This is a genomic window from Streptomyces sp. NPDC058637 (genome assembly GCF_042717325.1).
Lineage (GTDB): Bacteria > Actinomycetota > Actinomycetes > Streptomycetales > Streptomycetaceae > Streptomyces.
In genome coordinates this window covers 77,096-102,962 of the sequence record NZ_JBHXRD010000026.1, presented here as the reverse complement: position 1 = coordinate 102,962, position 25,867 = coordinate 77,096, and the positions used below count along the sequence as shown (strand labels likewise).

Genomic DNA, 25,867 nt, shown 5'->3' with positions numbered 1-25,867 from the left:
GCACCGGTGCGAGCGGGGCGGCGCCCGGTCACACGGCGGGAGCGGGGCGGCGCCCGGTCACACGGTGCGCTCCATGCAGACGAGCCGGTCCCGCTCGTCCCACGGTTCGGTGACGGTGAAACCGAGCCGCTCGTACAGGGCGATGGCGCCCGCCCGCCAGTCCCACACCGACAGCCGGACCCAGCCGACACCTCTCTCGGCACAGTGGGCGAGCGCGGCCTCGATCAGGCCGGAGGCCACGCGTCGGCCGCGGAACGCGGGGTCGGTCCAGAGCCGCTTGACCTCCGACCGCTCTCCGTCGGCCGCGGTCACGACCACGCAGCCCACGGCGGTCTCCCCGCTCGACGCCACCAGCACGACATCGCCGGCGAACGCGGCCCGCGGGTCCAGGACCTCGGCACGGTAGCGCCCCGGCAGCCCGGCCGCGGCGCCGACGGGCGCGCCCTTCTCGGCCTCCGTGGCCAGGTGATAGGCGGCGAGCAGACCGGCCGGCCCGCCCTCGGTGACCGGCCCCGGACCGGGCCACCGGGCGATGACGACCTCACGCTGCTCAGCCATGGAACCAGGATCACATACCCGGCTGCGTGCCCGTATGAGCCGACGTCCGAGCCGCTGCCGCCGGCCTCCCGGAGCCGGAGGTCCCCGAGGTCGGCCGGTGAAGTCGGCGTACGGATAAGGGAGTCCGGGTCAGCCTCGCAGCGCGGCCAGGTCCCCTTCGTCGAGGGTGAGGTCGCCCGCCGCGAGGTTCTCCTCCAGGTGGGCGAGGCTTCCGGTGCCCGGGATCGCCAGCACCGAGGGGGACGACGCCAGGAGCGAGGCGATCTGCACCTGCGCGGTGGTCGCGCCCAGGCGGGCCGCGATCTTGCCGAGCCGTTCGGTGTCGAGCGGGTTGCCGCCACCGCCGAGCGGGAAGTACGGGACGTACGCGATGCCCGCCGCCTCGCATTCCGTGCGCAGCCCCAGGTCGTCGGAGTGCTGGTTCTGCACCGCCGTGACGGGCGCGATCGTCCGGGCCTCGGCGAACTGGGCGGCGTCGACATTGCTGACGCCCAGGTGCCGGATCAGCCCTTCCGCGCGGAGCTCGGCCAGCACGGCGAAGCGTTCCGCGATCGACTCGCCACCCGGTCCGGTCATCCCGCCCACCCGGAGGTAGACGAGGTCGAAACGGTCCAGGCCGAGGTCTCGCAGATCCGTCTCGACCAGGCCGCGCAGCTGGTCGGGCGTCGCCTGTCCGCTCGGAAAACCGTCCGGTCCGGGCAGCGGCCCCACCTTCGTAGCGATCACCAGGTCGTCACGGTAGGGGGCCAGCGCCGTACGGATCAGTTCGTTGGCCCGCACGGCGCCGCCGGCGTAGAACGCGGCCGTGTCGATGTGGTTCACGCCCAGTTCCACGGCGCGCCGGAGTACCGCGATGCCGGTCTCGGGGTCTCGCGTCGGACCGTGGAAGGTGCCCTGCGCCAGGCGCATCGCGCCGAAGCCGAGCCGGTTGACGGTCAGGTCTCCGCCGAGGGGGAATGTCTTGATCGTCATGGCCTCATGCTGTCGGCGACCGCGAATCCCGGCGAGCTCGTGGCAGCTTGCTGCCAGACTGGTGGGGTGCGGAATGAACAGGTGTTCTCGGTCCAGGGGGACGCGGAGCTGGTGGCACGCGCCGGTCATCTCTTCGAGTCGGCGTTCACGGAGTTCCTGTGCGCGGCGCGGGACCTCAAGACGTGGTCGCAGCCGGAGGCCAGGGCGTCGGTCCAGAGCCGGGTGAGTGCGACGGACTCCCCGGGATTCTCCTCGCACAAGCTGCTCAGCCCGGTGGCGCTCGTCGACGAGGACGACCGCGCGCATCTGCGGCTGGTGCAGAGCAAGGGGGCGATCGTCCGGATCAGCGGCTCGCCGCTGCCGCACGAGACGATCATCATCGACCGACGGGTGATGATCCTGGCAGGCCGGGAGACCCCCACCGGCCGTGAGTACACGGTGACGACGTCGCCGAACCTGGTCGACGGCGTGCACTCGCTGATCCGCGCGATCTGGGACAACTCCGCGGACCTCGACACCTATCTGCGCGGTGACGCCCGGCCCCTCGACGCCGACGGCCGCATGATCCTGGAGGCCCTCGGCTCGGGACTCACCGACGAGGCGGCGGCCAGACGGCTCGGCGTCTCGCTGCGTACGTACCGGCGGCGGGTGGCCCAGCTGATGGCAGAGCTGGAGGCGGGCTCCCGCTTCCAGGCGGGGCTGCGGGCCGGTGAGCTGGGGCTGCCCCGCTCACCGAAGGGATGAGCGGGGCAGCAGTCGGGGGCCACCGTGCCGGCCGGCTCGGACGCGTACGCCCGAGGCCGACCGGTCGGCGTACGGTCCGGATCAGGTGGTGGCGCAGGTGGCGCCGCTGAGGGTGAACGCGGTCGGAGCGGTGTTCGCGGCGCCGCGCGCGGCGGTGAAGCCGACGGTGACCGACCCACCGGCCGCGATGGACGCGGTGTACGAGGCGGGGGTGACGCTCACCGTGCCGCCGCTCTGGGCGGGGGTTCCGCCCCACATGTTGCTGATGGTCTGGCCGTTGGCGAAGGCGAAGCCGAGCGTCCAGCCGTCGATGGTGGTGGTGCCGGTGTTACGGATGACGATCTCGCCCTGGAACCCGGCCGACCAGTCGCCGACCACGCGGTATCCGACGGAGCAGCCCACGCCCGGCGTGCCGCCGTCCTCGTCGGTGGTGACGCTCACCGTGGCCGAGCGGGTGGAGCGGTTCCCGGCCGCGTCCCGGGCGTAGACGGCGAAGGCGTAGGCGGTGTCGGCGGTCAGGCCGCTCACGGTGGCGCTGTTGGTCGCGGAGGCCGCGACCGTGGTCTCGGATCCGCCGCTGACGCGGACGACGTCGTAACCGGCGACGGCAACGTTGTCGGTGGCCGCTGCCCAGGTGAGGGCGGCGGACGTCGCCGTCACCGCGGAGGCGGTCGGAGTGCCGGGGGCGGTCGGGGCCTCGGTGTCGCCCGGGTTGCCGCCGCCGAAGACCGTGGCCTCCCGGGAGGTCTGGGCGATGCCGTTGACGCCGTGGAAGATGCGCTCGCCCCAGGAGCTGAGCCGGCTCGGGTCGAAGTCGATCACCAGGTCGAGGATCGGGTCGGTGTTGCCGCTCCAGGACCAGGCGAGGTAGCCGAGGTCGAGCTGCTCGGCGACGGCCATCATGGTGTCCTCGTCCGGGTCGCCCCACTGGTCGGCAGGGCCGCCGAACTCGCCGATGAGGAGGGGCAGTCCGGCGTCCACGAAGCCGTTCAGGTACTCGGTGACCTTCTGGGCGGTGTTGTAGACGCTGTACATGTGGATCGAGAAGATCAAGTTGCCGGTGGTGTCGGCGTCGTAGACGGCCTGGGCGTTGGCGCGCATGACGCCCTGCCAGTCCTGGCCCCAGTTCGGCGCGTCCACCATGATCGTGTGCTCGAAGCCGGCGGTCCGCAGCTTCTGGACGGCGGCGGTGGTCGGCGCGGTCCAGCCCGCGGGGTCGGTGTTGCCCCAGGGCTCGTTGCCGATGTTGATGATGACGTAGTTCTCTTCGCCGGTCAGGACGTCCTGAAGGCTGATCCAGTAGTCGGCGGCGTGGTCGAGCGTTCCGGCCGCGGCGTCCTCCCCGTAGCCGGTGGTGTCGTGCACCTCAAGGACGCAGATCAGCCGGTTGGCCTTGCACTGGTCGACGATCCCGGCCACCTCCGCGGGGCCGTTCTCGGTCCAGCGATGACCGTCGGACAGGACGACGCGGACGGTGTTGGCGCCCGTCGCCTTGATGTCGGCCAGCGACTGTGTCTCACCCGGGTACCAGGTGTGGGCGTGGTTGACGCCGCGCATGACGAAGTCGTTGCCGTTGCCTTCGAGCAGGCGGCCGTCGCTGATGTGCAGGCCGGTGGCGGCCGGCCGGGCCTGCGTCTGTTCACCGGCCCGTTCACCGGCCCGTTCCTGGGCCTGGGCGGTGGCCGGACCGAGGGCGCCGAGGGCCACCAGCCCGAGGAAGGTGGCCAGGGCGGCCAACAGGGCGATGACGGGGTTACTGCTGCGTGCCGTACCTCTTGCTGTTCTCACTGCGACTCCAGATGAGTGAGCGCCAAGGGACCTGAGCATCGGTAAGGAGTGGGGGAATGGAGTGGGGAATGGGAGCGCTCCCATAAAGCCACCTCGTCAGGGACAGGTCAAGATGTCGCGCGGCACTTCGTGGGGCGGGTGCGGTGGGTGAGGGGGTGAGGCGCGTGAGTTGGGTGATGCGCGGGGCGGCGGGCGGCGCCGGGCCCAGGGACGGGAACGGGAACGGGAACGGCATGTCGTCCCTGTCCCAATCCCCTCCCCGTCCCCGGGTGGTGGGCCTCGTCGTCCCTGGCCGAAGCCGAAGCCGAAGCCGAAGCCGCAGCCGCAGCCCTGGGGCCGTCAGGCGGCCGAGGCGCAGATCGTGTCGTACGGGCGGCCCGGGCTCGGGAAGAGGTCGATGGGGCTGTTCGCCGCCGCAGGGCATTCCTCGGAGGTCTTGGTCAGGGCGAGGACCTTGTTCACGGCGCCACTCGCACCGGCGCAGGCGATCTCCTTCGCCTGGTCGTCGACACAGTCGCCGACCACCAGCTGGCCGCCGCCCGCGCCGGCGTCACCGGGATGCTCGCCGGACAGGTTGCGCCCGCAGACGGTCTTGGTGGGTATGCCGCTGGTCGAGGCGTCGCCGCCGCCGAAGGAGACCTTCACCGAGATGATCTCGTCCGTGCCGGCCGGGCACTGGACGGACTGGGCGAACATGGCACCGTCCTGGACCTCCAACGCCTTGAGCGTCGCCTTGGGGTCGTCGCAGTCGAGGGCCTGGAAACCGTCCTTGGACTTGCTCGTGTCCGGCCCGGCACAGTCGCCGACCGCCCAGTCCTTGGCCTTCTGGCTGCCACCGGACGAGGAGGAGGAGAGCTGGCTGCAGGCGGTCGTGGCCGCCAGGACGACCGCGACGAGCACCGCCGCCCGCGAGCCGGCCGACAGAACGGTACGGGCGCCACGCCGCGACGGGTCGCCCGTGCTTCCCGTGCCGCTGGTCCGTGGTCGTGTGCTGCCTTGGGCGCTCATGCTTCTCCTCGGGTACGTGACGTGGAGCCCGCACGGCACTCGGGGTGACTCGCACGGAGGTTCGCGCGTGAGGACGGCCGGAGGGAGCACGGCGGTTCCCGGGTGGTACGCACGGGTACGCGCGTTCACGGGCATGCCGTCCGCAGCGGCGGTCATGCGTGGGGGCCGGTCACGGGTGGGGCCGCCGGTCACGCGTGGCCCCCCGTACGTCGTCACCCCGCAGCGCCGACGCGAAGATCTCCAGACCGTCCACGGTCTCCACCCTCTGCCCGCCAGGCCGGCGCCGTCCCGGGGCCTGTTTCCGGCCGGGCGCGACGCGGTATGTCACGGCGCGCGGAGCATGTCGCGGAGGCTGCCGACCAGCGCGTGGACATCGCGCTCGGCGGGTGCCGAAGAGACTGCCGGGGCTTCGAAGGGCTCGGGCCCTCCGGTTGCTTCGGGTGCTTCGTTCCGAGGGCTCGGGCGGCAGCGGCGGCAGAGCCCGTCGAGGATCGCTTCATGGGCCCCGGGGGCTCCGCAGTCGGTGCATTCGACCAGCAGACGGCGGCTCGGGACGACAGAGGGTTCCGGGGCGGCGGGAAGGTCCGGCGGGAGCTTGTCGAGGAGGCGACGGCGTAGGAACCCGACGGGGGAGCCGACCGTTTCGGGGAGGCCGGAGGTGAGGGCGTGGATGAGGTGCTCGGCGGTCACGCCGCGTGCGAACCACCGCTCGGCCAGGTCCTCCAGGACCCGGCAGTCGGCGGCGGAGAGACCGAGCCGGGGTTCGCGCTGCCCGAGCCGGGCGAGGACGAGGTAGGCGGGCGAGGCGGGGGCGGGCCGGGCGGCCGGTGCGGGGGCCGGTCCCGGGGCCGGCTCCAGGACGGGTGCGGGCGCCGGTTCCTGGGTGGGCGACGGCGCTTCGACGGCCGCTGTGGTGGCCGTGTCGATGTCGGCATCGGTCGGCGGGGGACCGGCCTCGACACCCACGGCGGCCTTGCTCCCCTCCTCACCTGACAGATGGGTGGCCCACCACTCGTTGTCGTGGGCGGCGCGGGACCAGTAGGTGAGGGTGACCCAGCGGCTCTGACCGAGATGCTCGACGCGGCACCGCACGTGACGGAGGTGCCCGGCCACGCCCAGGGCGCGCAGGGCGCTGCCGATCGCCATCTGCCCGTAAAGCGGCAGGTCCTTGGCGAGGGACTTGATGTCCATGGCGGCGCCCTCGGGAAGCCGGTCGACGTAACCGGCGATGTACCGCTCGCGCACCGGAAGGAAGGCGAAGTCCGCAGCACCGGACGGGCGTTGTCCGGGCGCGGACCGCTTGCCGTAACCGCGCGGGGCTTTCCGGTACGGGCGTGAGGATGCGGGTGCGTGGAGGGCGGAGCTAGGGTGCTGGGTAGCCACGAGATCGTCTTTCTAGGGTATCGATCTTGGGGTGAGACCCCGGCCTGGTGCTTCCAACACCGCGTCGGGGTCGTTCAGTTGTGGGCACCGTAAGCAGTCGCGACTCCGCGCCGCAAGCTGGTCACGATTAGTCATACTTGCTGGCCGTGACGGGTCAGGGTTGGCGGGACTGTTTTCCTGAACCCCTTCCTTTCCTAACCGGGAACAGACACCACTCGAACCCCGACCCCCGAATCCAGCCCCCCGAACCCCGAAGCTCAAGCGCCGGGTCGGGCCCCCGTTTCACCCCCCACGTCACCCCACGAAGGAGTGAACGGCCTGTCCGGGGCTCGGATCCCGGGGCTCGGGCTCCGGGGCTCGGGCTCCGAGCGCCGGGCACGGCCGCCGGCGACTGCCCGGCCTCCTCGACCGTTCCGCAGCGGACCTGCTGAGCTGGGCCAGTCAGCGGGTGGCGCGGATCATCGCGGTGAGCACCGGCGAGGCCGGTGACGGCTGACTGCGTCCGATGTCCTCGTAGCCCCACGATTCGTAGAGCACGTGGACCCTTCCGCCCCCGGCTGCCGGGTTGACCATGAGGGTGACGAACGGTTCGTCGCGTGCGGCGAGGAGGGTGTCATGGAAACGGCGGGCGGCGCCGGTCTTCCGCCAAGCCGCCCGGACACCGATCTCCTTCAGAGCGATGGTTGGACGCGCGGTGTACTTCTCTGAAGGCGCTGGGCGGACCACAGTTATTCAAACGCGTAGTTGACCGTCTCGGAGCGAGTCAACGAACGCCACCCATGCCGCAGAGCCCACCTGGAGCCGGTCGTCGTGAGGCCTCTTGCTGTCGCGCACTGAGGTGCCGAAAGGAGTGAATGCCGTCTCTACGCACTCCGTCTCGTTGCCGCCGCTGTACGACGATCTAAACCAGCCAGCATCCGGAACATCAATGTGAGTCCTTGGCATCCTTGAGGTCCTCCTTGGCACGGCTGATCAGCTCCCGAGACGCTTCGATGTCCAGCGCTTGTGCGCGTAGGTATTCGAACGCTAGTCGGTAGCGGTCCAGTTCCGCCTGCTTCTCCATGAAGACCGAACCGATGTGGAGGTCGACGTACACCACATCGAGGGAGGGCTCAGGGCCGCCGAGAATGACGAAACTGCCCAGGGCGGCGCTGTGCGCCCCTCGGGAGAAGGGGAGGATCTGCAGGGTCACGTTTCCGGACTCGCTGCTGGCGAGAAGCTGATCGAGCTGCTCCCGCATGATGGCGGGTGAGCCCATCACCCGTCGGACGACGGACTCGTCGAGGATTGCCCAGAGGTGTGGGGCACTGGGACGGCTGAGGATTTCCTGGCGGCGCATACGAATGTCCACGAGGCGCCCGATCTCATCGGGGGACCTGCGCATCTCGTTGGCCTGCTGGAGGGCGGTCGTGTAGTTCCGGGTCTGGAGCAGTCCCGGAACGTACACGCAGGAGAAGTGGTCCTCACGCACGGCCTCGTCTTCGAGGGTGAGCAAGAGGTTCATCGTCTCAGGGATGTGATCGACGAATGAGCTCCACCAGCCTTGCTGCCTGGCATCTCTGGCCAGCGCGACAACGGCCTTACGTTCAGAATCACTTGCTCCGTACTCGCGGCAGAGAGCTTCGATGACGAGCCACTTGACCGGGCCTTCTGTTGTCTCGTAGCGGCTGACTGTCGCCTTCGAGACGCCGACAAGTTGCCCAGCCTCTTCCAGGGTCATCCCTGTGCGGGCGCGCAGCTTGCGCATCGTCGCGCCCAGATGGCGACGACGGGTAGTGGCCCTGGCTGGCATGTGAATCCCTCCCATTGCGCCGGATGCACTCCGGCCGCATCAATGAGGCTAGAGCTGGAGCGAATTAAGGCACTACCGGATTCACCCCATCGTGGCGCGTGAGAAGTTACATGGCGAGATGTTCCGATGTCATACTCGCCTCCATGGCCACTCAACGGAGTCGTTCAGATACGGCACGTGCAGGAAATGAGATGGCGCCGGAAGGAGAACGCATGTCCGGACACGATGGCAACCCTCAACCGCGCGGCGTGCTGCCATTCGTGGCCAAGCCAGCAGCGGTTCGGGAGCTACGGAGAGCGGTCAGGAGTCAGCTCGCGGAGTGGGGCCTGGTGGCGGTGATCAACGAGGCCGAGCTTGCCGTGAGCGAGCTGGCGACCAACGTGATCAAGCACGTGGGCGCGGGGGCCGTCGCCACGCTCGTACTCGAAAGGGCGGGAGAGCACTTGCGGATCGAACTGCACGACAAGAGCTATCAGGTGCCGGTCCTTGGTTCTGCTGTGTGTGACGACGAATGCGGGCGTGGTCTGTATCTTCTCGCCGGCATGGCCGCGGACTGGGGCACTGTCCTGACGGCGACGGGCAAGGCCGTCTGGTGTGAGCTGTCGACGAGCCCGCAACCGCACTGCCGGCGGGCGCGGAGGGCGGAACTCGCCCTGACGGGCTACCGGAAGGCCGTCGGGGCACCGCCGTTGCTGGAGGGCCGTTCTGCTCAGCTTCTTGAGGAGTCCGCCACGGACCTCATCGCGGATCTTCTTCACTGGGTCAATGCCCGAGGTGGTGACCCGGACGGTCTGCTGGACCGGGCGCAGATGCATTTCGAGGCAGAGGCGGAGGAGTCGCTGGCCAAGGCGGCTTGACCGTGAGGCCGTGTGGCCCGTTCAGATGGCCGCCCGGGCTGCGGCGGTCAGCATGAAGGTGAGGTCTTCGTGCCGGCCGGCGCCGCTGAAGGCTGCCGCGATGTTCAGAACTGCCTGTTTGTCCGTTCGTTCGGCCGCCGTGGACAGTATCGTCTCGGCGGCTGCACGCAAGCCTGCCGAGCGGCACGACTCGACGGCCTCCAGGAGGCTGTCGGCGGAGTAGGACGTTCCTGCCCGCCAGAGAAGGAGGTCCGCGTCACGGGTTCGGCCGTCGGCGAGGTAGCGGGCCACTACTCCGGTCTCCGCCCATGCGAGCTCGGCGGCGCCCGCAGGGTGCCGGTACCCCTCGGTCAGGGGGACCGGCACCCTCATGTGTTCTTGAGGCACCGAAAGTTCGCGTCGACGTGCCTGGCGGCGAAGACGCCGCGCTCGACTCACGCCGGAGCGCCGGACGGTGTGTGAAGCCGGCTGCCCCGGCCCCGGCAGGTCAGCCTCGTCGGGGGCGGACGGATACCCGACTCTGCAGCAGTCGCAGTGCTTTTTTACGGCGTGGGTGCGCATATCCAGCAGGGCGCCCAAGGTGTGCGGCAGTGGCTCACGCCCCGCGGCGTCCTTCTCTATGACCATGTAGAAGTCCCGCAGGAGATCTATGTCCGGGATGCGGCCGCCGTTGAGGTGATTCGAGAGGGTCGTAGGCGCTTGATGGGCATCCTTGGCGATCTCCGCCTGGGTCCGGGCGCTGCGTTCCCGGGTCTCCCGCAGTGCCGCCACCAGGGTGCGATGAGCCGCAGAGGTGCCATCTGGCAGCGGTTTCCACTTCTTCGGCTTGGCTGTCACGCGGGTCTCCCGATCGTCTACTGATGCGGCGGTGAACACCCAATTGTGTCGGACGCGGTCCCTTTTCAGTGTGTGCGGAAGTTTTCATTACCCCCTCGAAAGCTTGCAGAGCCTGGCGTGATGGGACGTCACACGAGAAGACTGGCCATAGCCGCAAGGGGTGCCAGCAGGATCGCTTCTGGCAGCACATGCAGGCTGCCGTGCACCTGACATGAGGGGACGTGGAATGACTCTGCCGTCGTGGCGGGATGAGAAGTTCGGGACCATGAAGCGCGCCGCGCTGTGGCTGGTATCGGTAGTGGGGGAGGGGAACGTCTTCACCAAGGAAGACGTGAAGAACGCATTCCCGGGGATCAGTCAGGCTGACCGGCGAGTGCGTGACCTGCGCGACTACGGCTGGCAGATTGATACGCACAGGGAAGACGGGCAGTTGGGCCAGAGCGAGCAGCGGTTCGTCGCCCAGGGACAGCCTGTCTGGGTGAAGGCCACGAAGGACAGCTCGTCCATCACTGATACGCAGCGGCGGAAGATCCTGGCCAGCGACGGCCACCGCTGCCGGTCTTGCGGGATCACCCCCGGTCAGGCCTACGCCGGCTCGTTTGAGACGGCCCAGATCGACATTGCCCGGCGCAAGGTGAAGCACGGCGGCAGCAGTCGGGTGGAGCTCGTCGCGGAGTGCAACCGCTGTCGCGTCGGTGGCCGTGGTCTGGAAGCAGACCTGGACGACGTGCTTGACGGCGTGTCCAAGCTCGGAGGCCTGCAGCGGCAGATGCTGGCGGACTGGGTCGCTGCGGACGAGCGGGAGTTCGGAGCGGTGGAACTGCTCTGGGGGGACTTCCGTACGCTGCCGGCGGAGTCCCGGGACAAGGTCAGGGCCGCACTCGGGCTGCGCCCAGCCTGAGCTACTTCCGCGAGGCCGTGGTGGGGTCGCTCCCGGGAGTGACCCCACCAGCGGACAGAGATTCAGCTTTCGTCGCGAACCAGAGGAGAACGAAACGTGAGCAAGGTCGTTGGGGATTTCGGAATGCCGCCTCACGCCGCCAGGAACAAGGAGATCGTGGAGCAGCGCCTTCGCGACGTCGCCGTCGGCGCGGGGCTCCAGGAGACCTTGACAATTGAGTGGCGCACGAAGCCGCAGGTGGTGCAGGTCATCGACATGCCTGTGGGTTCGCTGTACTACAACCCGGGGACCCATCGGATTCGGGCGCAACGCAGCTTCGACGCCGCGCAGGACCGCAGGCTGGACGAGGATCCGTGGAGCGATGAGAGCCAGTCCTACCTTGACCAGCTCCTCAAGGCCGAACCCTCTGATCCGGCGAAGCGGGACAAGGACTTCGATGAGCTGCAGCAGAGCCTGAAGGACTTTCGTCAGAACGAGCCGGGGCTCATCACCCGAGAGGGCATTCTGGTCAACGGCAACACTCGGGCGGCTGCGCTGCGCGAGCTCGGCGTCGCAGAGATCCGGGTGGCCGTACTGCCTGATTCCTGCACGTGGGCGGATATCAACAAGGTCGAACTCTCACTGCAGCTTCGGCATGACACCCGCCGCCCTTACTCATACATCAACCGGCTGCTCACGATCGATGAGCAGGTTGAGGCCGGCAGGCCGCTGAAGGAGGTCGCGCGTGACTTCCGTATCAGGGAGTCGACGGCTGAACAGGATCTCTGGGTGCTCTCCTGCCTCAGGGACCTGAGTGACAGGTCCGCGAACGGGGACGTCCATCTGAGGTTGCTGGACTTCGAGGATGCTCAGGAGAAGCTTCGCGAAGTGCATCGCGCCTACGCTAAGGAGTCGAAGGCTGATCCCAGGAGCGCGGAGCTGCTGAAGGAAAACCGTCTCGCGGCCATTGTTATGGACTTCTCGAAGACCGATGTCCGCCTTATCGAAGCGAATTTCCGTTCCCGGTACCTGGATCAGCGGCTTCCGGAGGAGCTGAAGTCAGCCCCCGTGGCAGCTCCCGCCCGGGTCATTCCTGGGATCAACCGTGCGGTCAAGGCCGAGGCGCCAGAGGTGGCCGCTGCTCGTGCGTTCACGGACTCGGTTCTCCGCGCGAAGGCTGTCGTCCGGTCTAAGGACAAGGTACCCGCAGCACGGCTGGAACAGGCTGCCGCTGTCTTTGACGTAGCCCACAGGGCTGTTGAGGATGCCCTTGAGCCGGCAGGCAAGGACGCCCGTGTACGCAAGCGGAAGCAGGCGGCTCCTGACAGGCTCTACGACGCCTGCCAGGACATTGAACAGTGCATTACGGACATGATCCTCGCGAGTGGTTCCCGGAGCCTGGACGAAGAAGCTCTGGATGAGGCAGTTCTCAAGCTGAGGACCACTCTTACGAAGCTGGCCCGTGCCACCGCGGGGAGCATCACAGTGCCCGGTGAAGGTGTTGAGTGGCTGCGCGACGCGGTGCGACAGGATCAGTCGTGACGGCAGCGGCAGAGGAATCGTCCCTGCATATCGGCTTTGATGCCTCGCGGACCAAGGCCGTGCTCCGTGCCGCTGAGCCGTACCGCGGAGATCTCGCCCGCCTGGCTGCCAGGTTTCCGGGCGGCGGTCTGCGCGGTCGGCTCAACCTGGAGCTGTCTCTCGACGACTTCCTGGTCAGCATCGACGTTCTCGCGGACTGGCCCTACCCGGAGTCGGTCGTCTGGGCGGATGAGCTCAGTGCCCTGGTCGGTGAAGTCCTCGACGACGCCGACCAGGCGGAACAGCAGATCCAGGCTCCCAGCCCTGCTCCAGTCTGGGACGACGGCACTGTGGAGGCGGCGCTTGGCGTCACCTGGCGCGCCAACCTCACAGAGTTCCAACGCCGTGACATCGCCCAGTTGCTGTCCCTTCAGCATGGGGCCAACTTCAGCGTCCCCGGTGCCGGGAAGACCCGCGTGGGGCTGGCGGTCTACGCTGCGATGCGCGAGCGCGACGCTGTGCGCCGACTGTTGGTTGTCAGTCCGAAGTCCGCGTACGAGTCCTGGCTGACGGAGAGCGAGCTCTGCTTCAAGGAGGCGCCATTTACCACGGTCATGGGGAAGACCCCGGACTTCAGAGCAGAGATTCTCATCGTCAACTACGAGCGTCTCGACAAGTCGCTGGCGGCGTTGGCGTCCTGGCTGCGCGGCGCCCCATCCATGATCATCCTCGATGAGGCGCATCGCATGAAGCTGGGGGCCCAGGGGACGTATGGAAGCGCGTGCATGGCACTGGGGCCCCTCAGCCGTCGCAGGCTCATTCTCACGGGCACTCCGGCACCAAACGGTGCACGAGATCTGGAGAACCTGTTGTCCTTTGTCTGGCCTGGACATGGCCGAAGGGTCGTGACCCAGGCGGTCGCCGGCGGCAATCTGGCGCATGCCAGTTCGGTGTTGCGGCCCCTCTTTACACGGACGACGAAGAACGAACTTGGACTTCCTCCCTTCGAGACGCGTATCCGGCGCCTTCAGATGCCAGAGCTGCACCGAGAGGTGTACGACGCACTCGTCGGACGATTCACATCGAGGGCTGAGGCGTCCCGAGCCGACTTCGACGCACTCGGCAAGGCGATGCTGCGCCTTCTCATGGCTGCTACCAGCCCCGCATTGCTCGTCGAGGGCGGTAGTCGCTATGAACCTTTGGCCTATCAAGTGCCGCCGCTTGATGTGCCGCAGAACGAATCGCTGTACTCGCTCATGCGGAACCTGCCAGCGCATGAGCTCTCGCCTAAGTACAAGGAGGCACTCAACATCGTCGCGACGAATGCCTCGCTGGGCCGCAAGACCCTGGTCTGGACGACCTTTGTGCGCAGCATCACCACGATGGAGAGCCTGTTCGCGGGCTATCAACCCGCTGTCGTGCATGGAGGGACCCCCGATCGTGAGGAGCAGATCAGACGATTCCGGGAGGATCCGGACTGTTACGTGCTGCTGTCCAACCCTGCCACCCTGGGCGAAGGCATCAGCCTGCACCACGTCTGCCACGACGCGGTCTATGTAGACCGGGACTTCATGGCAGGACGATTCCTCCAGAGCCTGGACCGCATTCACCGCCTCGGTCTCGCCCCCGACACGCAGACGAGGGTCACGGTCCTGGCGGTTGAAGGCACGATCGACGAGGTGGTGGCCATGAGACTGGAGGAGAAGCTTGAATTCATGGGCCGCATCCTGGACGATCCATCCGTTCAGCAACTGGCTGATCTTGAGGATGAGCCGTCTGGGTCCGCCGGCATGGATATGGCCGATGTCCGTGCGCTGCTGAGGCACGTCGATGCCGTCGCGGCTCACTGAGGCCACGCGCCGCGCAGCGCTTCGCTGGCTGGATGAGCTGCGCGTCGCCGACGTATCGCGTGTACGGGTGTTGTTCACGCACCATCCGCGGTACGCGGACCTCACTCCAGCTCAGTACGCGGAAGGTCTTGCCTGGCTCCGACGTACAGGCATGCTCACCGGGTCTGGGCGTCCCGTCGTGGAGATCTGTGACACCGAGCTGGGCACTATGGAGGCCGCATCCGCGGTTCCCCAGGTCCGGTGGAGCCGGGCTGCGGAGGAGACGAGGAGGGCTGTCGGCCTAGCTGGCGAGCAGGCGCTACTGCGGCTCCTGAAGCATGGAGGCGTGTCGCAGGTCAGACACGTGGCTGCGCAGTCGGACGCCTACGGCTACGACATAGAGGCTCGGTCACTCACCGAACGTGCGCATGTTGAGGTCAAGGCCACCACTGACCCCACCCGCTTGGTGGTCCATCTGACGCGTCACGAGTACGAGGTGATGGTGAGCGATGCCGAATGGTGTCTGGCCGCGGTACTCGTCGGTGGCGACGGAAGCGCCGTGAGTGTGGCCACCGTGAGCAGAAGGTGGCTCCACTCGGCTGCTCCGCTGGACCAGGTGGAGAACGGGCGATGGGAGTCGGTCCGATTGGAAGTTCCGTCTCACGCCATCGCGCCAGGGCTTGCTACAGATACATGGAGGCTGGTCCCAGACGCACTGCTGCCGATCCAGCCTGTGTGGGCATCGCGCCCTTTGGTGTCGCAGTCGGCGTGAGTCAGAGCAGCGGCGATGCTGCGGCCGACAGCTGTGGCCACGGGCGGGGGGAAGGAATTCCCCACTTGTCGGTAGGCCGCGGTCTTGCGCCCGGTGATGACCCAGTCCGCGGGGAAGCCCTGGAGCAGCGCCATCTGGGCCACCGTGAGCCTCACTGGCAAAGGCGTGCCTGGGAGCGGCGGAGTGTCGGCAACGCTGGAGCCGTTCACGCCCAGCACAGCCCAGGCGCGTCGGGCCCGGGAAGGTCCGAGATCGGCTCCGCCGTGTTTACGGGATCCGCCGCAGAGAGTGGGAGCGATGCGCGCTGCGGAGTCGGCCCACTCCCGGGCGAGCTCCCAGCCATGCGAGACCATTGACGGATAGAGAACGCTGCCCACTGAGGGAGCTGTGTCCGGGCAGCTCGTCGGCGTCGGCCAGGCAAAGTGGGTGAAAGACTCGGGCCGCATTGCGACGAGGACAGCGCGGGGACGCAGTTGCGGTACGCCGAAGTCGCAGGAGCGGAGAAGACGCCAGCTGGCGACGTATCCGAGGTCTGTGAGGCGGCGGAGCACGTGCGTGCGGTAGTCGTCGAACCTTGTTTGCAGGATCCCTTTGACGTTCTCGATGAGAATCGCCTGCGGCTTCAGCCCGGCCGCGAGCCTGAGCACGTCAGGGAAGAGATCTCGTTCGTCGGCAGCACCGAGCTGCTGGCCCGCAAGGGAGAACGGCGGGCACGGTACGCCGGCGGCGAGGAGCGCCACGTCCGGTTCCTGGTGTCCTGGCTGGAGATCTGCGGCGGACAGATGGCGTACGTCCGCGTGCAGAACCTCCCAGCCGGGGCGGTTGACGCTGAGGGTGCGGACGGCATCGTCATCCACCTCGACAAGCGCCGTGTGGGTGAAGCCGGCCTGCTCCAGCCCTAGAGACTGGCCTCCAGCGCCGGCACAGATCTCGACGCACGTGAGGGTCACGGGCCACCGTGCGGCGGGGGTGGGCGAGATCATTCTGGTACCTCCTGCGGCTTGCCCCTGGCAATTGCCAGGGGTTGCAGCCTGTCGGCTTCAGCAACAGCTAGAGGCGGAGATCTGGCAAGGCCACTCAAACCGCTTATGGCTCGGATATTTGTTCTGGTGGCTTGGCGAGCCCAGTGAACGTCCGGGCCTATGCCGTCGTGGATCCGGTGGGTCCGCTGGACTGGACGCAGGCTGCCAGGCGGCTGAGGCGGCAAGGGCTAGGTGTCACTCTCGGCTGGCTCATCCCCGGGTAGGCTCCCGCAGGGAGCCGAGGCAAATTGAGGCTCTCTGGCCATGCCTAGCGCGCGCTGGTGGAGCCTTCAGCTGTCGGTACCGCCGCGAGACGTAGCTGTCGCAGAACCTAGAGGCGCTGCTGAGGCTCGGCTGGGCGGCTGTGGCTGCTGAGATTGGTGAGGCTGTGTCGTACCCAAGTGCGACACTTGCTCTTTCTGCCAGCCATTACGAAGAGGAGCCGAAGCCGATGGGCCCGCAGTCTCGCCAGGAGGATCCGATGGGTCCTAGCGATCACACGCTGACCTCGATCGAGATTTGTGCGGGGGCGGGAGGGCAAGCCATCGGCCTTCACAAGGCTGGCTTCAAGCACCTGGCGCTTGTCGAGATTGATCAGCACGCCGTTGCGACACTCAGAGAGAACATCAGGCTCCTGGACGAGTGGAAATGGGAGCGTGAGTACTGCGATGTCATTTCTGGTGACGTCAATGAGTTCCTCCCGCTTCCCGTCAAGGAAAATCCAGAATCCGGCCTGAAGAATCCAGTGAAATTCCTGGGTCGCCCCCTTAAGAAGGGTGATCTTGACCTCTTGGCCGGTGGTGTCCCGTGCCCTCCGTTTTCACATGCAGGAAAGCAGCTGGGGAAGGATGATGAGCGCGATCTCTTCCCTCGCATGCTGCAGCTTGTTGAAGAGCTGGAACCCAAGGCCGTGATGATCGAAAATGTTCGCGGAATCAAAGATGCAAAATTCGTAGACTACCGTACCTATATCGAGGCGCGCCTTCAGGGGGGCCGGGCCAAGCGCCCGGAGACCGGTGCGGAGGAAGATTTCACCGGATTCGGTTACAAAGTGTGCGAATGGGAAGTTCTCGAAGCCAGTGACTTCGGTGTTCCTCAGTTGCGGCCGCGCGCAGTACTTGTCGCCATCAAGGAGGATGTCCTCGGCGATATCAAGTTCGTGTGGCCGACGCCGATCGGAAGCCCTCGTAGTGTTTTCGATGCGCTTGAGAAATCCATGGATGAGCGTTACGAGCCGTACCTGTCCGCAGGTGGCGAGGTAGCCGAGAAAGCTCAGCGCTGCTTGGGTAAGTGGAAGAATGATGCGTCTTTGGCTGCCTCGACCAAGAAGGACGGGGGCGTTGCCCCCACTCTGGTTGGCGGGTCCAAGAAGCATGGCGGAGCTGACCTGGGGCCGAGTCGAGCAAAGGCGGCCTGGAAGCATCTGGGTGTGTCTGGCATGGGCGTGGCCAATAACCATGAGCAGGGCGAGAAAAAGAAGAGCCAAGACCGCGACTTGTTCGGGGCGGGCGGTCCGATGCTGACGGTAGAGCAGGCAGCGATCATTCAGGGGTTCCCGCCCGAGTGGACGTTCACTGGGGGCAAGACCGCACAGTATCGCCAGGTGGGGAATGCCTTTCCCCCTCCTGTCGCGGAGGCTGTCGGCAGGGCGGTCGCCGACGTTCTGCGGGCTGCCCATGAGAGAGATGAGCGGGCCAAGGTCCAGCCGCTGGGCCGTCTACCCGAGCAGCTCTCGCCGTCGCCCGCGGACAGCGCTGACGATCGACAGGGCGCAGGCGTCTGAGTCCTGGTGCTCCCAGAAGCGCAGGACGAGCCAGCCGGCCTGAGTGAGGCGCTCATTCGTGTCGCGATCACGGGCCATGTTCCGTGCCACCTTGTCTGACCAGTAACGGGAGTTGGTCTTAGGTGGGACGTAGTGCTCAGGACAGCCGTGCCAGTAGCAGCCGTCGATGAACACAGCAACCTTCGCCGGACGGAAGACCAGGTCTGCCGTCCGGCGAAGGCCCGGGAGTGGTTTGGCCGCGACACGGTAGCGGAGTCCGTTGGCGTGCACGATCCGGCGGATCAACTGCTCGGGTTTTGTATCGCGGCTCCGGATGGCTTGCATGTTCCTGCGCCGTGCGGCAGAGGAAGCCCACGAACCCTCCGGTGGGATCCAGGCTTCTGAGTTAGGCACTCTCATCCACTCCACTTCTCCGCCTGTGCTTGCCCCCAGAGCGGGGCTATTCGCCCTCTCCGTCTGTGCCATCGCGCAGTGCGATCCACTCGCTGTTCTGAAGGGTGATACCCCTGGCTGCAGCCTGGTCGCGGGACTCGACCCGGTCACCACACAGGAGCATGAGTCCTTCCTTAGCCGCCGCGTCCCGCGCCTGCCTGGCCCGGCGCATGGGATCGTACCTGCCCGCCCCAACGGTGAGGATGACGTTTCGCGGGATGACGTGTCCCTCAAGAAAACGAAACATCATGAGGAGGCGTTTCACCTGTCCTGGCTTCCTTGCCAGAACCCGCGCTGCTTGGTCTTCGCTCAAGTGACGCAATGGGTTAACAGGTAGTTCTGCCCAGTCGTACAGCGGGACGCTCCAGTTGTTGCGAGCGTCGACTGCTATTCCGCGTTTGCCGTCCCCATTGCCCTTTCCGCGATAGAGCCAAGACCGATGGGTGCGGACGAGCCATGACCTGTGGCGGTTCTTCTTGAGTTGTATCTGAGTGCAAATGCAGAGATGGCAGTGCGCCTCCGTTGGAATTGTCCAGTTGTCTCCGATAGTTGCTTTGATGTCAACGGGGACATTAGCGATCAGAGTGTCGAGTGGCTTGGCCTTCGGCAGGCCGAAAATCCGCAGGACCTCATATTCCAGTTTAGCTCCGACGGACGCGCGTTCACCGGGATGCACGTCAGGCGACATTAGGTCGAACCGTCCAGTTCGTCCGCCATCGAGAACATAATCGATCGAATTCCGGATCGCCTCGGTGTACAGATGGGCGACAGGGTGACTGCTGAACCAGGAAAGTACGGCCTGCAGCTCCGTGTCGTCGTCAGGTCCGGCCAATACATGCTCGGGCACGTCTGTGTTTGTGCAGACCTCTCCTGGTTTCTGAAGAATAAGACGCGCCATGGAATGTCTCCAATGTCTAGCCCCGTAGATCACTGCCCGCCGTTGAAGGCGTTACTTCGAACCGATAGTTGGCTCTTCACCGCGAGTCGAGTCGATTGCCCGGAAGCGAACGTAAGGAACAGGCTTGCTCAGCGGGTCAGACGCTGGGATGAACGCGGCCGCCAGGACGACCTTGGCTGGATCGATACTTCCGGCGACCACGAGATCTGCGGGGTTGCCCAGGCTGGGGTCTACCACGGGATAGAGAAGTACGGCTCCGCGGCGGGGCTGGTGGAACTGGGAGGCGAAGGGATCGTCTTCGCACGCCGGGCGGACGCCAGCGATGCGCTCGGCGGACTGGCGGTGGGACACACCGGAGATGCGGTTGAAGACGCCACGGGCATTGCGCCGGCGCTGTACAAGGGTGAGCGGCTGCGACCCGAGGATGCCCGCTGTGGTGCTCGTAAGGCCCGACGTCTGCGGAAGGATCAAGGCCCAGTCGTCGGTGGCACAGCCACCGTCACTGTTGTCCTTCAGATAGGTGAGGTGCGGTTCGAAGAGCTCGGGACGGCCCCATGCCAGGCTGCTCATGATGCCTAGAAGCTGTTCATGGCTGAGGACCGCAGTTCTGGCCTGATAGCGGACGTAGCTTCCCCGGTCGTCCTCGGAGAGGGTCACGAACACGGAGATGTCCTGGCTCAGCGCCTCAAGGGCCGGCAGCCACATTTCCGCGTTGTGCCGCAGATCCGCAGCGCCCGTCGGATACGCGGTGGGCTCCACCCACTGTCCCGGGGACCGGATCTCCATCAGCTCCGCGTTGAACATCTTGTTGCGGGCCGCCGGCTTGAGCCAGGACAGGTGCTGTGAGACCAGTGGCGGGATCTGGGCCGGGGTGACCTGCGGTTTGCCGTCGACCAGGGTGGCGTAGCGGGTGAGCTGGGCGCGGAAGGTTTCCTCGTCGCGGCAGATCGCCTCGAAGGCCTCATACAGGTCGACGGTCTTCTTCTTTCCCAGCGGTTCCTCGCGGCCGATGTAGAGGCGCACCAGGTCGCGGTAGCCGGGGCGGAAGCCGAACCAGCGGCCCATCTGCATGAGGGTGTCGGCCTGCTGGGTGGTGCGGCGGTAGTACGTGACTGTGAGGCCCTCGATCGTGAAGCCGCGGGAAAGCTTGGTGCCGCCGACCAGGATCTTCCACACGTTCGGTGTGCGGTCGAAGTCCAGTTCCGGCTGCTCGTAGTCCCGCTCGGTGTCACCGTTGACGACGATCACCGGTTCGCCGCCCGAGTTGATCAGACGGCGTGCCTCGAAAACGTACGGTTTGAGTTCGTCGTACGACGTCGGGGTGGGCAGGTCGTCGTCCACGAAGCGCTGGAAATCGGCGACGAGGAGCGCGGCGAGGCGGGCGTGGCCCTCGTGGCCGGTGTAGGCGGACTGGTGCCACATGGAGTTGATGCGCAGGGCAAGGGCGGCGTGCTCAGCCATCCGTATCGACTCGTGGACAAGCATGGTGTGGTGGCGGAACGGGTCTTCGGGGACGCCGTGGGCTGCGCGGTACAGCTTCATCGCGCCCGTGAGGATGAAGGCGTCCAGAGCTTCCTGGAGGCGGTCCCCAGTATCGTCGTAGATGCCGCGTACGTGCGTTTCCTCTGCCGAGCCTTCGGTTTCCAGGTCGTGGAAGTCCTGAACGCCCATGTAACCGGTCGGCCGGGGCAGGGAGATGAGAAAATCGCGCGGGAAAATGTCCTCCGCGTCGCCGGGGTCGACGAAGACGTTGGCGAAGGGTGTCGCCGTGTACCCGACGTACTGGGCGCGCGGGAGAAGACCGAGCAGCTGGGTGATCTGGCCGTTAATGGCCTTACGCGTGACTTTGCCGTCCTCCCACTTCTTCGGGTCCGTCGTGTTCACCGACGCCTGGTCGGACTCGTCGTCGATGATCAGGGCGGGGATCTCGGAGAGGATCGGGCCGATCTTCTTCAGGTCCGTTATCAGTTTCTTCAGCACGGACTGGTTCTTCTTCACGACCATCACGCGCGCGGCGGCGTGGTGCAGGTTGACCGGGACGTACAGGGGCTGGGCGCGGTCCAGCTTGTCGATTTCGAGGGCCCGGATTCCTGTCTCCAGGCTTTGGTAGTCCTTGCTGCGCCTGGTGAGGCGCTCGATGTCGAAGGAGCCGCGCGTCGACGGACGGCCGCCATGGCTGACGAACTTCGCCGGCCAGTCCTCGTCGTCCTGGTAGTCGACGCCGACGAGGGCGTCCGTGTCCGCCGGATCGGCGCCGCGCAGGATGTTCTCCTGGCCGATCAGCTCCATGTCCAGACGGCGTTGGGTCTGGCCCCGCAGGAGATTCAGCGTGCCACCGAGAATGATGACCAGCCGGTATCCCGCGTCGATGGCCTTGGCCGTGACACCCGTGAAGTTGGCGGTCTTGCCCGACTGGACGTAGCCGACGACCAGGCCGCGGGCGCCGTACGCCTCGGCGCGCGTCGGGTCGGACAGGCGCTCGACCACGGCGTGGCTCGCCTCGTCGAGGCTCGATACGGCCGCGTCCGACCAGCCCTTGCGGCGCAGCGTCTGCTCGTACGAGTTCCAGTAGAACGCGCGCGCCGCCGCCGTGTCCCTGGAGTACCAGGGCGTGAACTCCTTGCTGATGACCGTCGCGCCGGGCTCCTTGAAGACAGGGACCGCGTGGTCGAGCGCCTTGCGCAGGTCGGCGCCGAAACCGAGACGGTCGTACGCGTCCGAGCGGCGGGCGTCCGTGCGTGCCGGGGCGGTGGACCAGTCGGCCTGTTCGGTGAGGTCCCAAGCCGTCAGCGTGCGATGCCAGAGCGCGGTGAGCTCGTCGCCAGGGCCCGCCGCGACTATCCGGTCCTGGAAGTGACCGAGCGCTGTGTCGGTCGGCTCCTCCGCCTCGGACAGTGCGAAGGCCAGCTTCGAGAAGGCCTTGGGGCCCCGGCGCATCGCCGCCAGGACGTCGCCGTGCAGGTTGAACAGGTGGTCGGTCATGGCGGGCGCGGCTTTCTCGGAGGCGTGGCGGAGTACGGGCGGTTCAGGTCTCAGCGAGCCAGTTCGCAGCGGGCGGCCGTCACCAGGACGCTGTTCCAAAGGGCGACGTTGTCGGTGTGCACCGCGCGGACGCGCTCCTTCTGGAAGATCTCGTTGGCCATCAGATAGAGCATGCTCTTCACGACCGGGGCGTCGTTCAGCCCTCCACGACGGCCGCCGGTGAAGGCCTGCCGGTAATCCTTGTTGAGCCTGATCACCCGCTCGTCACGGTCGAGTTCGAAGAACACCTCGGTCGGCAGCGTGTCCCACCGGAACGTCACGGGGTCCTCGCCTTCCAGCTCCGGCAGCTCGTCACGCAACGTGCGCTTCAGGCGCGGGTCGAGCCCCTTGCCTGCGGGAATCACTGCCTTGCGCTGCGGCTCGGAAGCACGCTTGGCCGCTTCCCGGTACGTCGTCTGCGCCTCCAGGACGTACTCGGCGAAGGTGTGCCCCGCGTCGTCTACGGCCTGTTCCAGCCCGCGTGCGAAGGCCGGGGTGACCGTCACGCCGTCCTTCTTGACTGTGAGGCTGAAGACCTCGTTCGGCCGGGCCGGAAGGTCGATCGCGATACGGGCGAGGGCGAGGTGTCCCTCGGCGCTGCGGGTGCTGTTCCAGCCGCCCGCCTGGACGAGACGGTCGTTGCGGTAGATGTAGAAACCCTGGCGATCCGCGAGCGGTCCGATACCCCGGAAGCTGACTAGCGGGGACTTCGGGGACCAGATGTGGGCGGTCAGTGCCACCTCGCCGACACCCTCGACGGGAGCGGTGTACGTACGCGGATAGCCGGCCCGGCCCGGGATGCGGTAGCCGAACGGGTCGATCGGCTCGACGCCCCGGTGGTCCAGCTCCTCTTTGGTCGTCACGTCCTCGACCACGATGTCGACGTGGAAGTCGTCGTCGGCCAGGAAGCGGTGCAGATGGAGTCCCAGGTGGGTTTCCAGCTTCTCGATCGCGTCGTCGAGATAGCGGTCCGCCTGCCCGGCGGTGACCGTGTCGAAGGCGCGGACCCGGTCCCAGCGGACGATGGTGCCGTGCCACTCGATCAGCCCGTCATAACGGTCCACGAGCTCCTGGCAGTAACCGGGATCCACGATGTCGCAGGTGAAGTCGGCCTGGGCGCGGGCCGTCAGCCACCGGCGGCCGGTCGCCGGGCTGCGCTTGGTGCGGCTGATCACGGTAAGCGAATCGGCGTGGGAGAGCGAGGCGGCCTTGAGGCCGGCGCCGAAGTGGCCAAGTGACTTCTCCGCGTAGTCCTGCCGGCCGCCGACGGTCATCGCGGTGTCGAGCGACTCGTCGTTCATGCCGGAGCCGTCGTCCACCACCAGGAGGCTGACGAGGCGGTCCACGTCCCGCAGGAAACTGATGACGACGTTGCGGGCACCCGCGTCGATGGAGTTGTCGACGAGGTCGGCTATCGCGGCCTCGAAGCCGTACCCCTGGTGCGTCAGTGATTCGACGTAACGCGCAGCGGGCGGGAGCCGCTTGCTGCCTGTCGTCGGGACCTCGTACTGCCAGTCCGCGGAAGGCTGGTAGGGCGGCATGGAGAAACTTCCTCGCACAGACGGAACCGGGCCTCCGTGGGGACGTGCGGCCCGGGACAATTGGTTGAATGTGATCGTATTGCAAAGGTGTGACATGAGGGGATCCCTCGGTAAATTCGGGATCCGGCCGATGCAGGCCCGAGACCAGCCGCCCGCCCCGCCGCATCAGTCCCCCTCCGCCCCCGCCACCAGCACCGCCACCCCGTCCAGCACCCGGCCAGTTCGAACGCCCGACTGGTGTCGGCACGCTGATCCGGCGTGCCCGCCCGCGGACTCACCGGCACAGCTTCTCGAGGTCCTCCTCGAACGTCGGGAACTCCGCCTGCGCCGCCGCGATGATCTCCCGGGCCGGTCGGCGTGGGGTCGTCGCGTGGCGGGCGGCGATGTCGGCCAGGGCCGGCAGGGCGGCGTCGGGGTATGACGAGTCGTCCTCCAGCACGACGACCTCGCACGGGCCGAGGCCGTCGGCCAGGACCCACAGGAAGTCGGAGAGGCAGCCCGCCACCACTCCGTTCTGCCCCTCCGAGCCCATGAACACCACTGGCTGGTCGACGAGCGGCAGCCCGGGGCGGGCGAGCCACAGGGCGGCGAGGCCGCCCGTACCGTCCTGGCCGAAGACGCGGTAGGCGGAGCCGTCGAGCTCGTGGTTACCGGTCCAGTGGCGGAGCCAGTCGGTGGTCTCCTCGGCGGAGTCGAAGGCCTCGTACGGCTCGAAGTCGATGCTGTGGTCGTCCTCGTAGGGGAACTCCGTCCGGGCCACCTCGGTCAGCGCGGGTGGGAAGCGGCGGTCGTCGTCGGTGCCGGTCGTCTCGGTCATGTGCGCAGATTAGGCGCGACCACCGACATCGCCGGGCGACGGGGTCCGGCTCCCACGGCTCGTCGGGCCGTGGGGGAGGGCCGGTGCGTACAGCCGCAGCTCCGCGGCGACCTGCCGGCAGCTGTCCACGAAGTCCCGGGCCGCCTCGGGCGTGACCGAGTCCGGCCGGTGCACAGCGGTGTTGCGCAGCCGGCGGAGTCCGGACAGCACCTCGTCGATGCGCCTCGACATGCTCACACCGGTGAGGCCGTCCATCAGCCGCGGGATGTGGTGGGCGCCGAAGGTGCTCCGGTCCACCTGGACGCCGTACTGCCCCAGGATGTCCGCGCCGAGGTCTCCGAGCGTGGTCCACGCGGTGATCACGGCTCCGACGGGGGAGGCGGATGCCATGGCCGTGGCATCCGCGAACCGTTCCCCCGACAGGATCCGTTCCCCGCGGCCGTGGGGCAGCATGCGCATCGACGCGCCCCGCTCGTCCCCCGCGACCGCCCAAGGATCCGGAGCCCCCCGGGGCTCGGACGGGGGCTCCGCGTACACCCAGCGGGGCGCCGGCTGCCCGGGATCGGGCTGCGGCTGCCCGGAGCCCGGTTCCCCGCCCGGCCGGGACTCCGGCGGCGGGGGTACGTCCGTGTCCGTCTCCGGTGCGGGGTCCGGATCCGGCAGTGGTACGGGGACGGGTTCCGGGAGCGGTGTCGGCAGCGGTGCGGGGTCGGGCGGGGTGCGCCTCGCCTCGGCTGGCCAATCAGGCCGAGGTTCCGTCAGCTGCTGCGCCTCATCCAGTAGTTCGCGTGCCTCCTGGGCGAACTCCATGCTTCCCGCCGGTGTTTCGAGCCGGGTCAGGCGCCCGATGGCTTCCTTGATGTGCGCGCGAAGGCCCCAGACCAACGCCACGGTGACCAGCGGCCAGACGAGGGCCTCGACGTACTTCAGCACCAGCTCCGCGATCTCCACGGGTCCATCCTGGCGTGGATCACTCCCGCGACCCGGCAGGATCCGGAATCGTGACGGACACGAGACAGGCGGTCATCACCGGCACCGACGCCCTACTCGGACCTGCCCTCGGCGAGTGTGTGCGCGACCAGGGCGTTGGCGTGGCCGTGGCCCAGGTCGTGTTCCGTCTTGAGCCAGGAGACCAGCTCCATGTGCTTGGTCAGGGGCGAGGCGCGGATCAGGTCCTTCCACTCCGCGATCGGGCGGCCGTGCTTCTTCTCGATCGAGGGGAAGTAGCTCGCGGGGCCCTTTACCGGTTCGGCCATGTCGTCGCGTCCTGTCTGTTGTCGTTCGTCATCGCCGGATGACTGTCCGGTCAGGTCGAGTCCTGTTGCGCTTATGACCGCGGGCGCTTCCGAAAGTGATCGGCGATGCACGTCCGATCCGCCCGCCGGATTCCCCGGGCGGGCGGATCGGACGGA

At 67.2% G+C, this 25,867-nt stretch carries 23 protein-coding genes and 1 pseudogene; 7 read left to right on the top strand and 17 right to left on the bottom strand.

Annotation, left to right across the window (positions count from 1 at the left end; genetic code table 11):
* Positions 1 to 57 precede the first annotated feature (57 nt).
* Positions 58 to 558, bottom strand: coding sequence for a GNAT family N-acetyltransferase (locus tag ACFWVP_RS25010; protein ID WP_384499857.1), 501 nt, complete (start codon positions 556 to 558; stop codon positions 58 to 60).
* A 129-nt stretch (positions 559 to 687) separates the two neighbouring features.
* Positions 688 to 1,530, bottom strand: a complete 843-nt coding sequence (locus ACFWVP_RS25005; RefSeq protein WP_384499855.1) for an oxidoreductase — start codon at positions 1,528 to 1,530, stop codon at positions 688 to 690.
* 66 nt (positions 1,531 to 1,596) lie between these two features.
* Between ACFWVP_RS25005 and ACFWVP_RS25000 the strand changes: the two genes are divergently transcribed.
* The gene (locus tag ACFWVP_RS25000; protein WP_384499853.1) at positions 1,597 to 2,274 is read left to right on the top strand and encodes a DNA-binding response regulator; all 678 of its coding nucleotides are present in this window, start codon (positions 1,597 to 1,599) and stop codon (positions 2,272 to 2,274) included.
* A gap of 81 nt (positions 2,275 to 2,355) precedes the next feature.
* On the opposite strand, the gene ACFWVP_RS24995 is transcribed toward ACFWVP_RS25000, so the two are convergent.
* From ACFWVP_RS24995 to ACFWVP_RS24970, 6 genes and pseudogenes are all read right to left on the bottom strand, one after another.
* On the bottom strand, positions 2,356 to 4,062 hold the full coding sequence (locus ACFWVP_RS24995) for a cellulase family glycosylhydrolase (protein ID WP_384499852.1): 1,707 nt from the start codon (positions 4,060 to 4,062) through the stop codon (positions 2,356 to 2,358).
* Positions 4,063 to 4,401: 339 nt separating this feature from the next.
* On the bottom strand, positions 4,402 to 5,070 hold the full coding sequence (locus ACFWVP_RS24990; protein WP_384499850.1) for a hypothetical protein: 669 nt from the start codon (positions 5,068 to 5,070) through the stop codon (positions 4,402 to 4,404).
* Positions 5,071 to 5,394: 324 nt separating this feature from the next.
* Positions 5,395 to 6,453: a MarR family transcriptional regulator gene (locus ACFWVP_RS24985; RefSeq protein WP_384499849.1), complete on the bottom strand. Its 1,059-nt coding sequence runs from the start codon at positions 6,451 to 6,453 to the stop codon at positions 5,395 to 5,397.
* A 441-nt stretch (positions 6,454 to 6,894) separates the two neighbouring features.
* Positions 6,895 to 7,170 (bottom strand): annotated as a pseudogene (locus ACFWVP_RS24980) (GNAT family N-acetyltransferase); the annotation flags it as partial.
* Between the two features lie 15 nt (positions 7,171 to 7,185).
* Positions 7,186 to 7,398: a DUF397 domain-containing protein gene (locus ACFWVP_RS24975; RefSeq protein WP_384499848.1), complete on the bottom strand. Its 213-nt coding sequence runs from the start codon at positions 7,396 to 7,398 to the stop codon at positions 7,186 to 7,188.
* A complete protein-coding gene (locus ACFWVP_RS24970; protein ID WP_384499846.1) occupies positions 7,379 to 8,245 on the bottom strand; it encodes a helix-turn-helix domain-containing protein in 867 nt (288 codons plus the stop codon). The genes ACFWVP_RS24975 and ACFWVP_RS24970 overlap by 20 nt, the downstream gene beginning before the upstream one ends.
* A gap of 212 nt (positions 8,246 to 8,457) precedes the next feature.
* Between ACFWVP_RS24970 and ACFWVP_RS24965 the strand changes: the two genes are divergently transcribed.
* Positions 8,458 to 9,102 carry an ATP-binding protein gene (locus ACFWVP_RS24965; RefSeq protein ID WP_384499845.1) on the top strand — a complete coding sequence of 215 codons (645 nt, stop codon included), beginning with the start codon at positions 8,458 to 8,460 and terminating at the stop codon, positions 9,100 to 9,102.
* A 21-nt stretch (positions 9,103 to 9,123) separates the two neighbouring features.
* On the opposite strand, the gene ACFWVP_RS24960 is transcribed toward ACFWVP_RS24965, so the two are convergent.
* Positions 9,124 to 9,939: a helix-turn-helix domain-containing protein gene (locus ACFWVP_RS24960; protein WP_384499843.1), complete on the bottom strand. Its 816-nt coding sequence runs from the start codon at positions 9,937 to 9,939 to the stop codon at positions 9,124 to 9,126.
* A 226-nt stretch (positions 9,940 to 10,165) separates the two neighbouring features.
* Here ACFWVP_RS24960 and ACFWVP_RS24955 point away from each other — a divergent pair, with 226 nt between their 5' ends.
* The 4 genes from ACFWVP_RS24955 (at position 10,166) to ACFWVP_RS24940 (ending at position 14,941) form a co-directional block, all read left to right on the top strand.
* Positions 10,166 to 10,840, top strand: a complete 675-nt coding sequence (locus tag ACFWVP_RS24955; RefSeq protein ID WP_384499841.1) for an HNH endonuclease — start codon at positions 10,166 to 10,168, stop codon at positions 10,838 to 10,840.
* Positions 10,841 to 10,963: 123 nt separating this feature from the next.
* A complete protein-coding gene (locus tag ACFWVP_RS24950) occupies positions 10,964 to 12,361 on the top strand; it encodes a transcriptional regulator (protein ID WP_384499863.1) in 1,398 nt (465 codons plus the stop codon).
* Positions 12,358 to 14,190, top strand: a complete 1,833-nt coding sequence (locus tag ACFWVP_RS24945; protein WP_384499839.1) for a DEAD/DEAH box helicase — start codon at positions 12,358 to 12,360, stop codon at positions 14,188 to 14,190. The genes ACFWVP_RS24950 and ACFWVP_RS24945 overlap by 4 nt, the downstream gene beginning before the upstream one ends.
* Complete coding sequence (locus ACFWVP_RS24940) at positions 14,171 to 14,941, top strand: protein NO VEIN domain-containing protein (RefSeq protein WP_384499838.1); 771 nt, start codon at positions 14,171 to 14,173, stop codon at positions 14,939 to 14,941. Before ACFWVP_RS24945 ends, ACFWVP_RS24940 begins: the two co-directional genes overlap by 20 nt.
* Here the strand turns inward: ACFWVP_RS24940 and ACFWVP_RS24935 are convergent.
* Positions 14,830 to 15,924, bottom strand: a complete 1,095-nt coding sequence (locus ACFWVP_RS24935) for a DNA cytosine methyltransferase (protein WP_384499836.1) — start codon at positions 15,922 to 15,924, stop codon at positions 14,830 to 14,832. The genes ACFWVP_RS24940 and ACFWVP_RS24935 overlap by 112 nt on opposite strands.
* 520 nt (positions 15,925 to 16,444) lie before the next feature.
* Between ACFWVP_RS24935 and ACFWVP_RS24930 the strand changes: the two genes are divergently transcribed.
* The gene (locus tag ACFWVP_RS24930) at positions 16,445 to 17,746 is read left to right on the top strand and encodes a DNA cytosine methyltransferase (protein ID WP_384499860.1); all 1,302 of its coding nucleotides are present in this window, start codon (positions 16,445 to 16,447) and stop codon (positions 17,744 to 17,746) included.
* Here the strand turns inward: ACFWVP_RS24930 and ACFWVP_RS24925 are convergent.
* The 7 genes from ACFWVP_RS24925 to ACFWVP_RS24895 all read right to left on the bottom strand — a co-directional run bounded on the left by ACFWVP_RS24925 (position 17,681) and on the right by ACFWVP_RS24895 (position 25,711).
* Complete coding sequence (locus tag ACFWVP_RS24925; RefSeq protein ID WP_384499834.1) at positions 17,681 to 18,145, bottom strand: very short patch repair endonuclease; 465 nt, start codon at positions 18,143 to 18,145, stop codon at positions 17,681 to 17,683. The two genes, ACFWVP_RS24930 and ACFWVP_RS24925, sit on opposite strands and share 66 nt — an antisense overlap.
* Before the next feature lie 40 nt (positions 18,146 to 18,185).
* Positions 18,186 to 19,025 (bottom strand): NaeI family type II restriction endonuclease, encoded by an 840-nt coding sequence (locus tag ACFWVP_RS24920; protein ID WP_384499832.1) that lies wholly within the window; start codon positions 19,023 to 19,025, stop codon positions 18,186 to 18,188.
* A 102-nt stretch (positions 19,026 to 19,127) separates the two neighbouring features.
* Positions 19,128 to 22,058, bottom strand: coding sequence for a Z1 domain-containing protein (locus tag ACFWVP_RS24915; protein WP_384499830.1), 2,931 nt, complete (start codon positions 22,056 to 22,058; stop codon positions 19,128 to 19,130).
* Positions 22,059 to 22,108: 50 nt separating this feature from the next.
* Complete coding sequence (locus tag ACFWVP_RS24910; protein ID WP_384499828.1) at positions 22,109 to 23,638, bottom strand: ATP-binding protein; 1,530 nt, start codon at positions 23,636 to 23,638, stop codon at positions 22,109 to 22,111.
* A 274-nt stretch (positions 23,639 to 23,912) separates the two neighbouring features.
* Positions 23,913 to 24,455 carry an SMI1/KNR4 family protein gene (locus ACFWVP_RS24905; RefSeq protein WP_384499826.1) on the bottom strand — a complete coding sequence of 181 codons (543 nt, stop codon included), beginning with the start codon at positions 24,453 to 24,455 and terminating at the stop codon, positions 23,913 to 23,915.
* A gap of 9 nt (positions 24,456 to 24,464) precedes the next feature.
* Entirely contained in the window at positions 24,465 to 25,406 is a 942-nt protein-coding gene (locus ACFWVP_RS24900) for a hypothetical protein (RefSeq protein WP_384499824.1), read from the bottom strand.
* Between the two features lie 92 nt (positions 25,407 to 25,498).
* The gene (locus ACFWVP_RS24895; RefSeq protein WP_384499822.1) at positions 25,499 to 25,711 is read right to left on the bottom strand and encodes a DUF4287 domain-containing protein; all 213 of its coding nucleotides are present in this window, start codon (positions 25,709 to 25,711) and stop codon (positions 25,499 to 25,501) included.
* Positions 25,712 to 25,867 lie beyond the last annotated feature (156 nt).

Bases quoted from the DNA above. Each gene is read 5' to 3' on its own strand.
- ACFWVP_RS25010 (WP_384499857.1), bottom strand. From the start codon at position 558: ATGGCTGAGCAGCGTGAGGTCGTCATCGCCCGGTGGCCCGGTCCGGGG.
- ACFWVP_RS25005 (WP_384499855.1), bottom strand. From the start codon at position 1,530: ATGACGATCAAGACATTCCCCCTCGGCGGAGACCTGACCGTCAACCGG.
- ACFWVP_RS24990 (WP_384499850.1), bottom strand. From the start codon at position 5,070: ATGAGCGCCCAAGGCAGCACACGACCACGGACCAGCGGCACGGGAAGC.
- ACFWVP_RS24975 (WP_384499848.1), bottom strand. From the start codon at position 7,398: ATGCCAAGGACTCACATTGATGTTCCGGATGCTGGCTGGTTTAGATCG.
- ACFWVP_RS24970 (WP_384499846.1), bottom strand. From the start codon at position 8,245: ATGCCAGCCAGGGCCACTACCCGTCGTCGCCATCTGGGCGCGACGATG.
- ACFWVP_RS24965 (WP_384499845.1), top strand. From the start codon at position 8,458: ATGTCCGGACACGATGGCAACCCTCAACCGCGCGGCGTGCTGCCATTC.
- ACFWVP_RS24955 (WP_384499841.1), top strand. From the start codon at position 10,166: ATGACTCTGCCGTCGTGGCGGGATGAGAAGTTCGGGACCATGAAGCGC.
- ACFWVP_RS24950 (WP_384499863.1), top strand. From the start codon at position 10,964: ATGCCGCCTCACGCCGCCAGGAACAAGGAGATCGTGGAGCAGCGCCTT.
- ACFWVP_RS24940 (WP_384499838.1), top strand. From the start codon at position 14,171: ATGCCGTCGCGGCTCACTGAGGCCACGCGCCGCGCAGCGCTTCGCTGG.
- ACFWVP_RS24935 (WP_384499836.1), bottom strand. From the start codon at position 15,924: ATGATCTCGCCCACCCCCGCCGCACGGTGGCCCGTGACCCTCACGTGC.
- ACFWVP_RS24930 (WP_384499860.1), top strand. From the start codon at position 16,445: ATGGGTCCTAGCGATCACACGCTGACCTCGATCGAGATTTGTGCGGGG.
- ACFWVP_RS24925 (WP_384499834.1), bottom strand. From the start codon at position 18,145: ATGAGAGTGCCTAACTCAGAAGCCTGGATCCCACCGGAGGGTTCGTGG.
- ACFWVP_RS24915 (WP_384499830.1), bottom strand. From the start codon at position 22,058: ATGACCGACCACCTGTTCAACCTGCACGGCGACGTCCTGGCGGCGATG.
- ACFWVP_RS24910 (WP_384499828.1), bottom strand. From the start codon at position 23,638: ATGCCGCCCTACCAGCCTTCCGCGGACTGGCAGTACGAGGTCCCGACG.
- ACFWVP_RS24905 (WP_384499826.1), bottom strand. From the start codon at position 24,455: ATGACCGAGACGACCGGCACCGACGACGACCGCCGCTTCCCACCCGCG.
- ACFWVP_RS24895 (WP_384499822.1), bottom strand. From the start codon at position 25,711: ATGGCCGAACCGGTAAAGGGCCCCGCGAGCTACTTCCCCTCGATCGAG.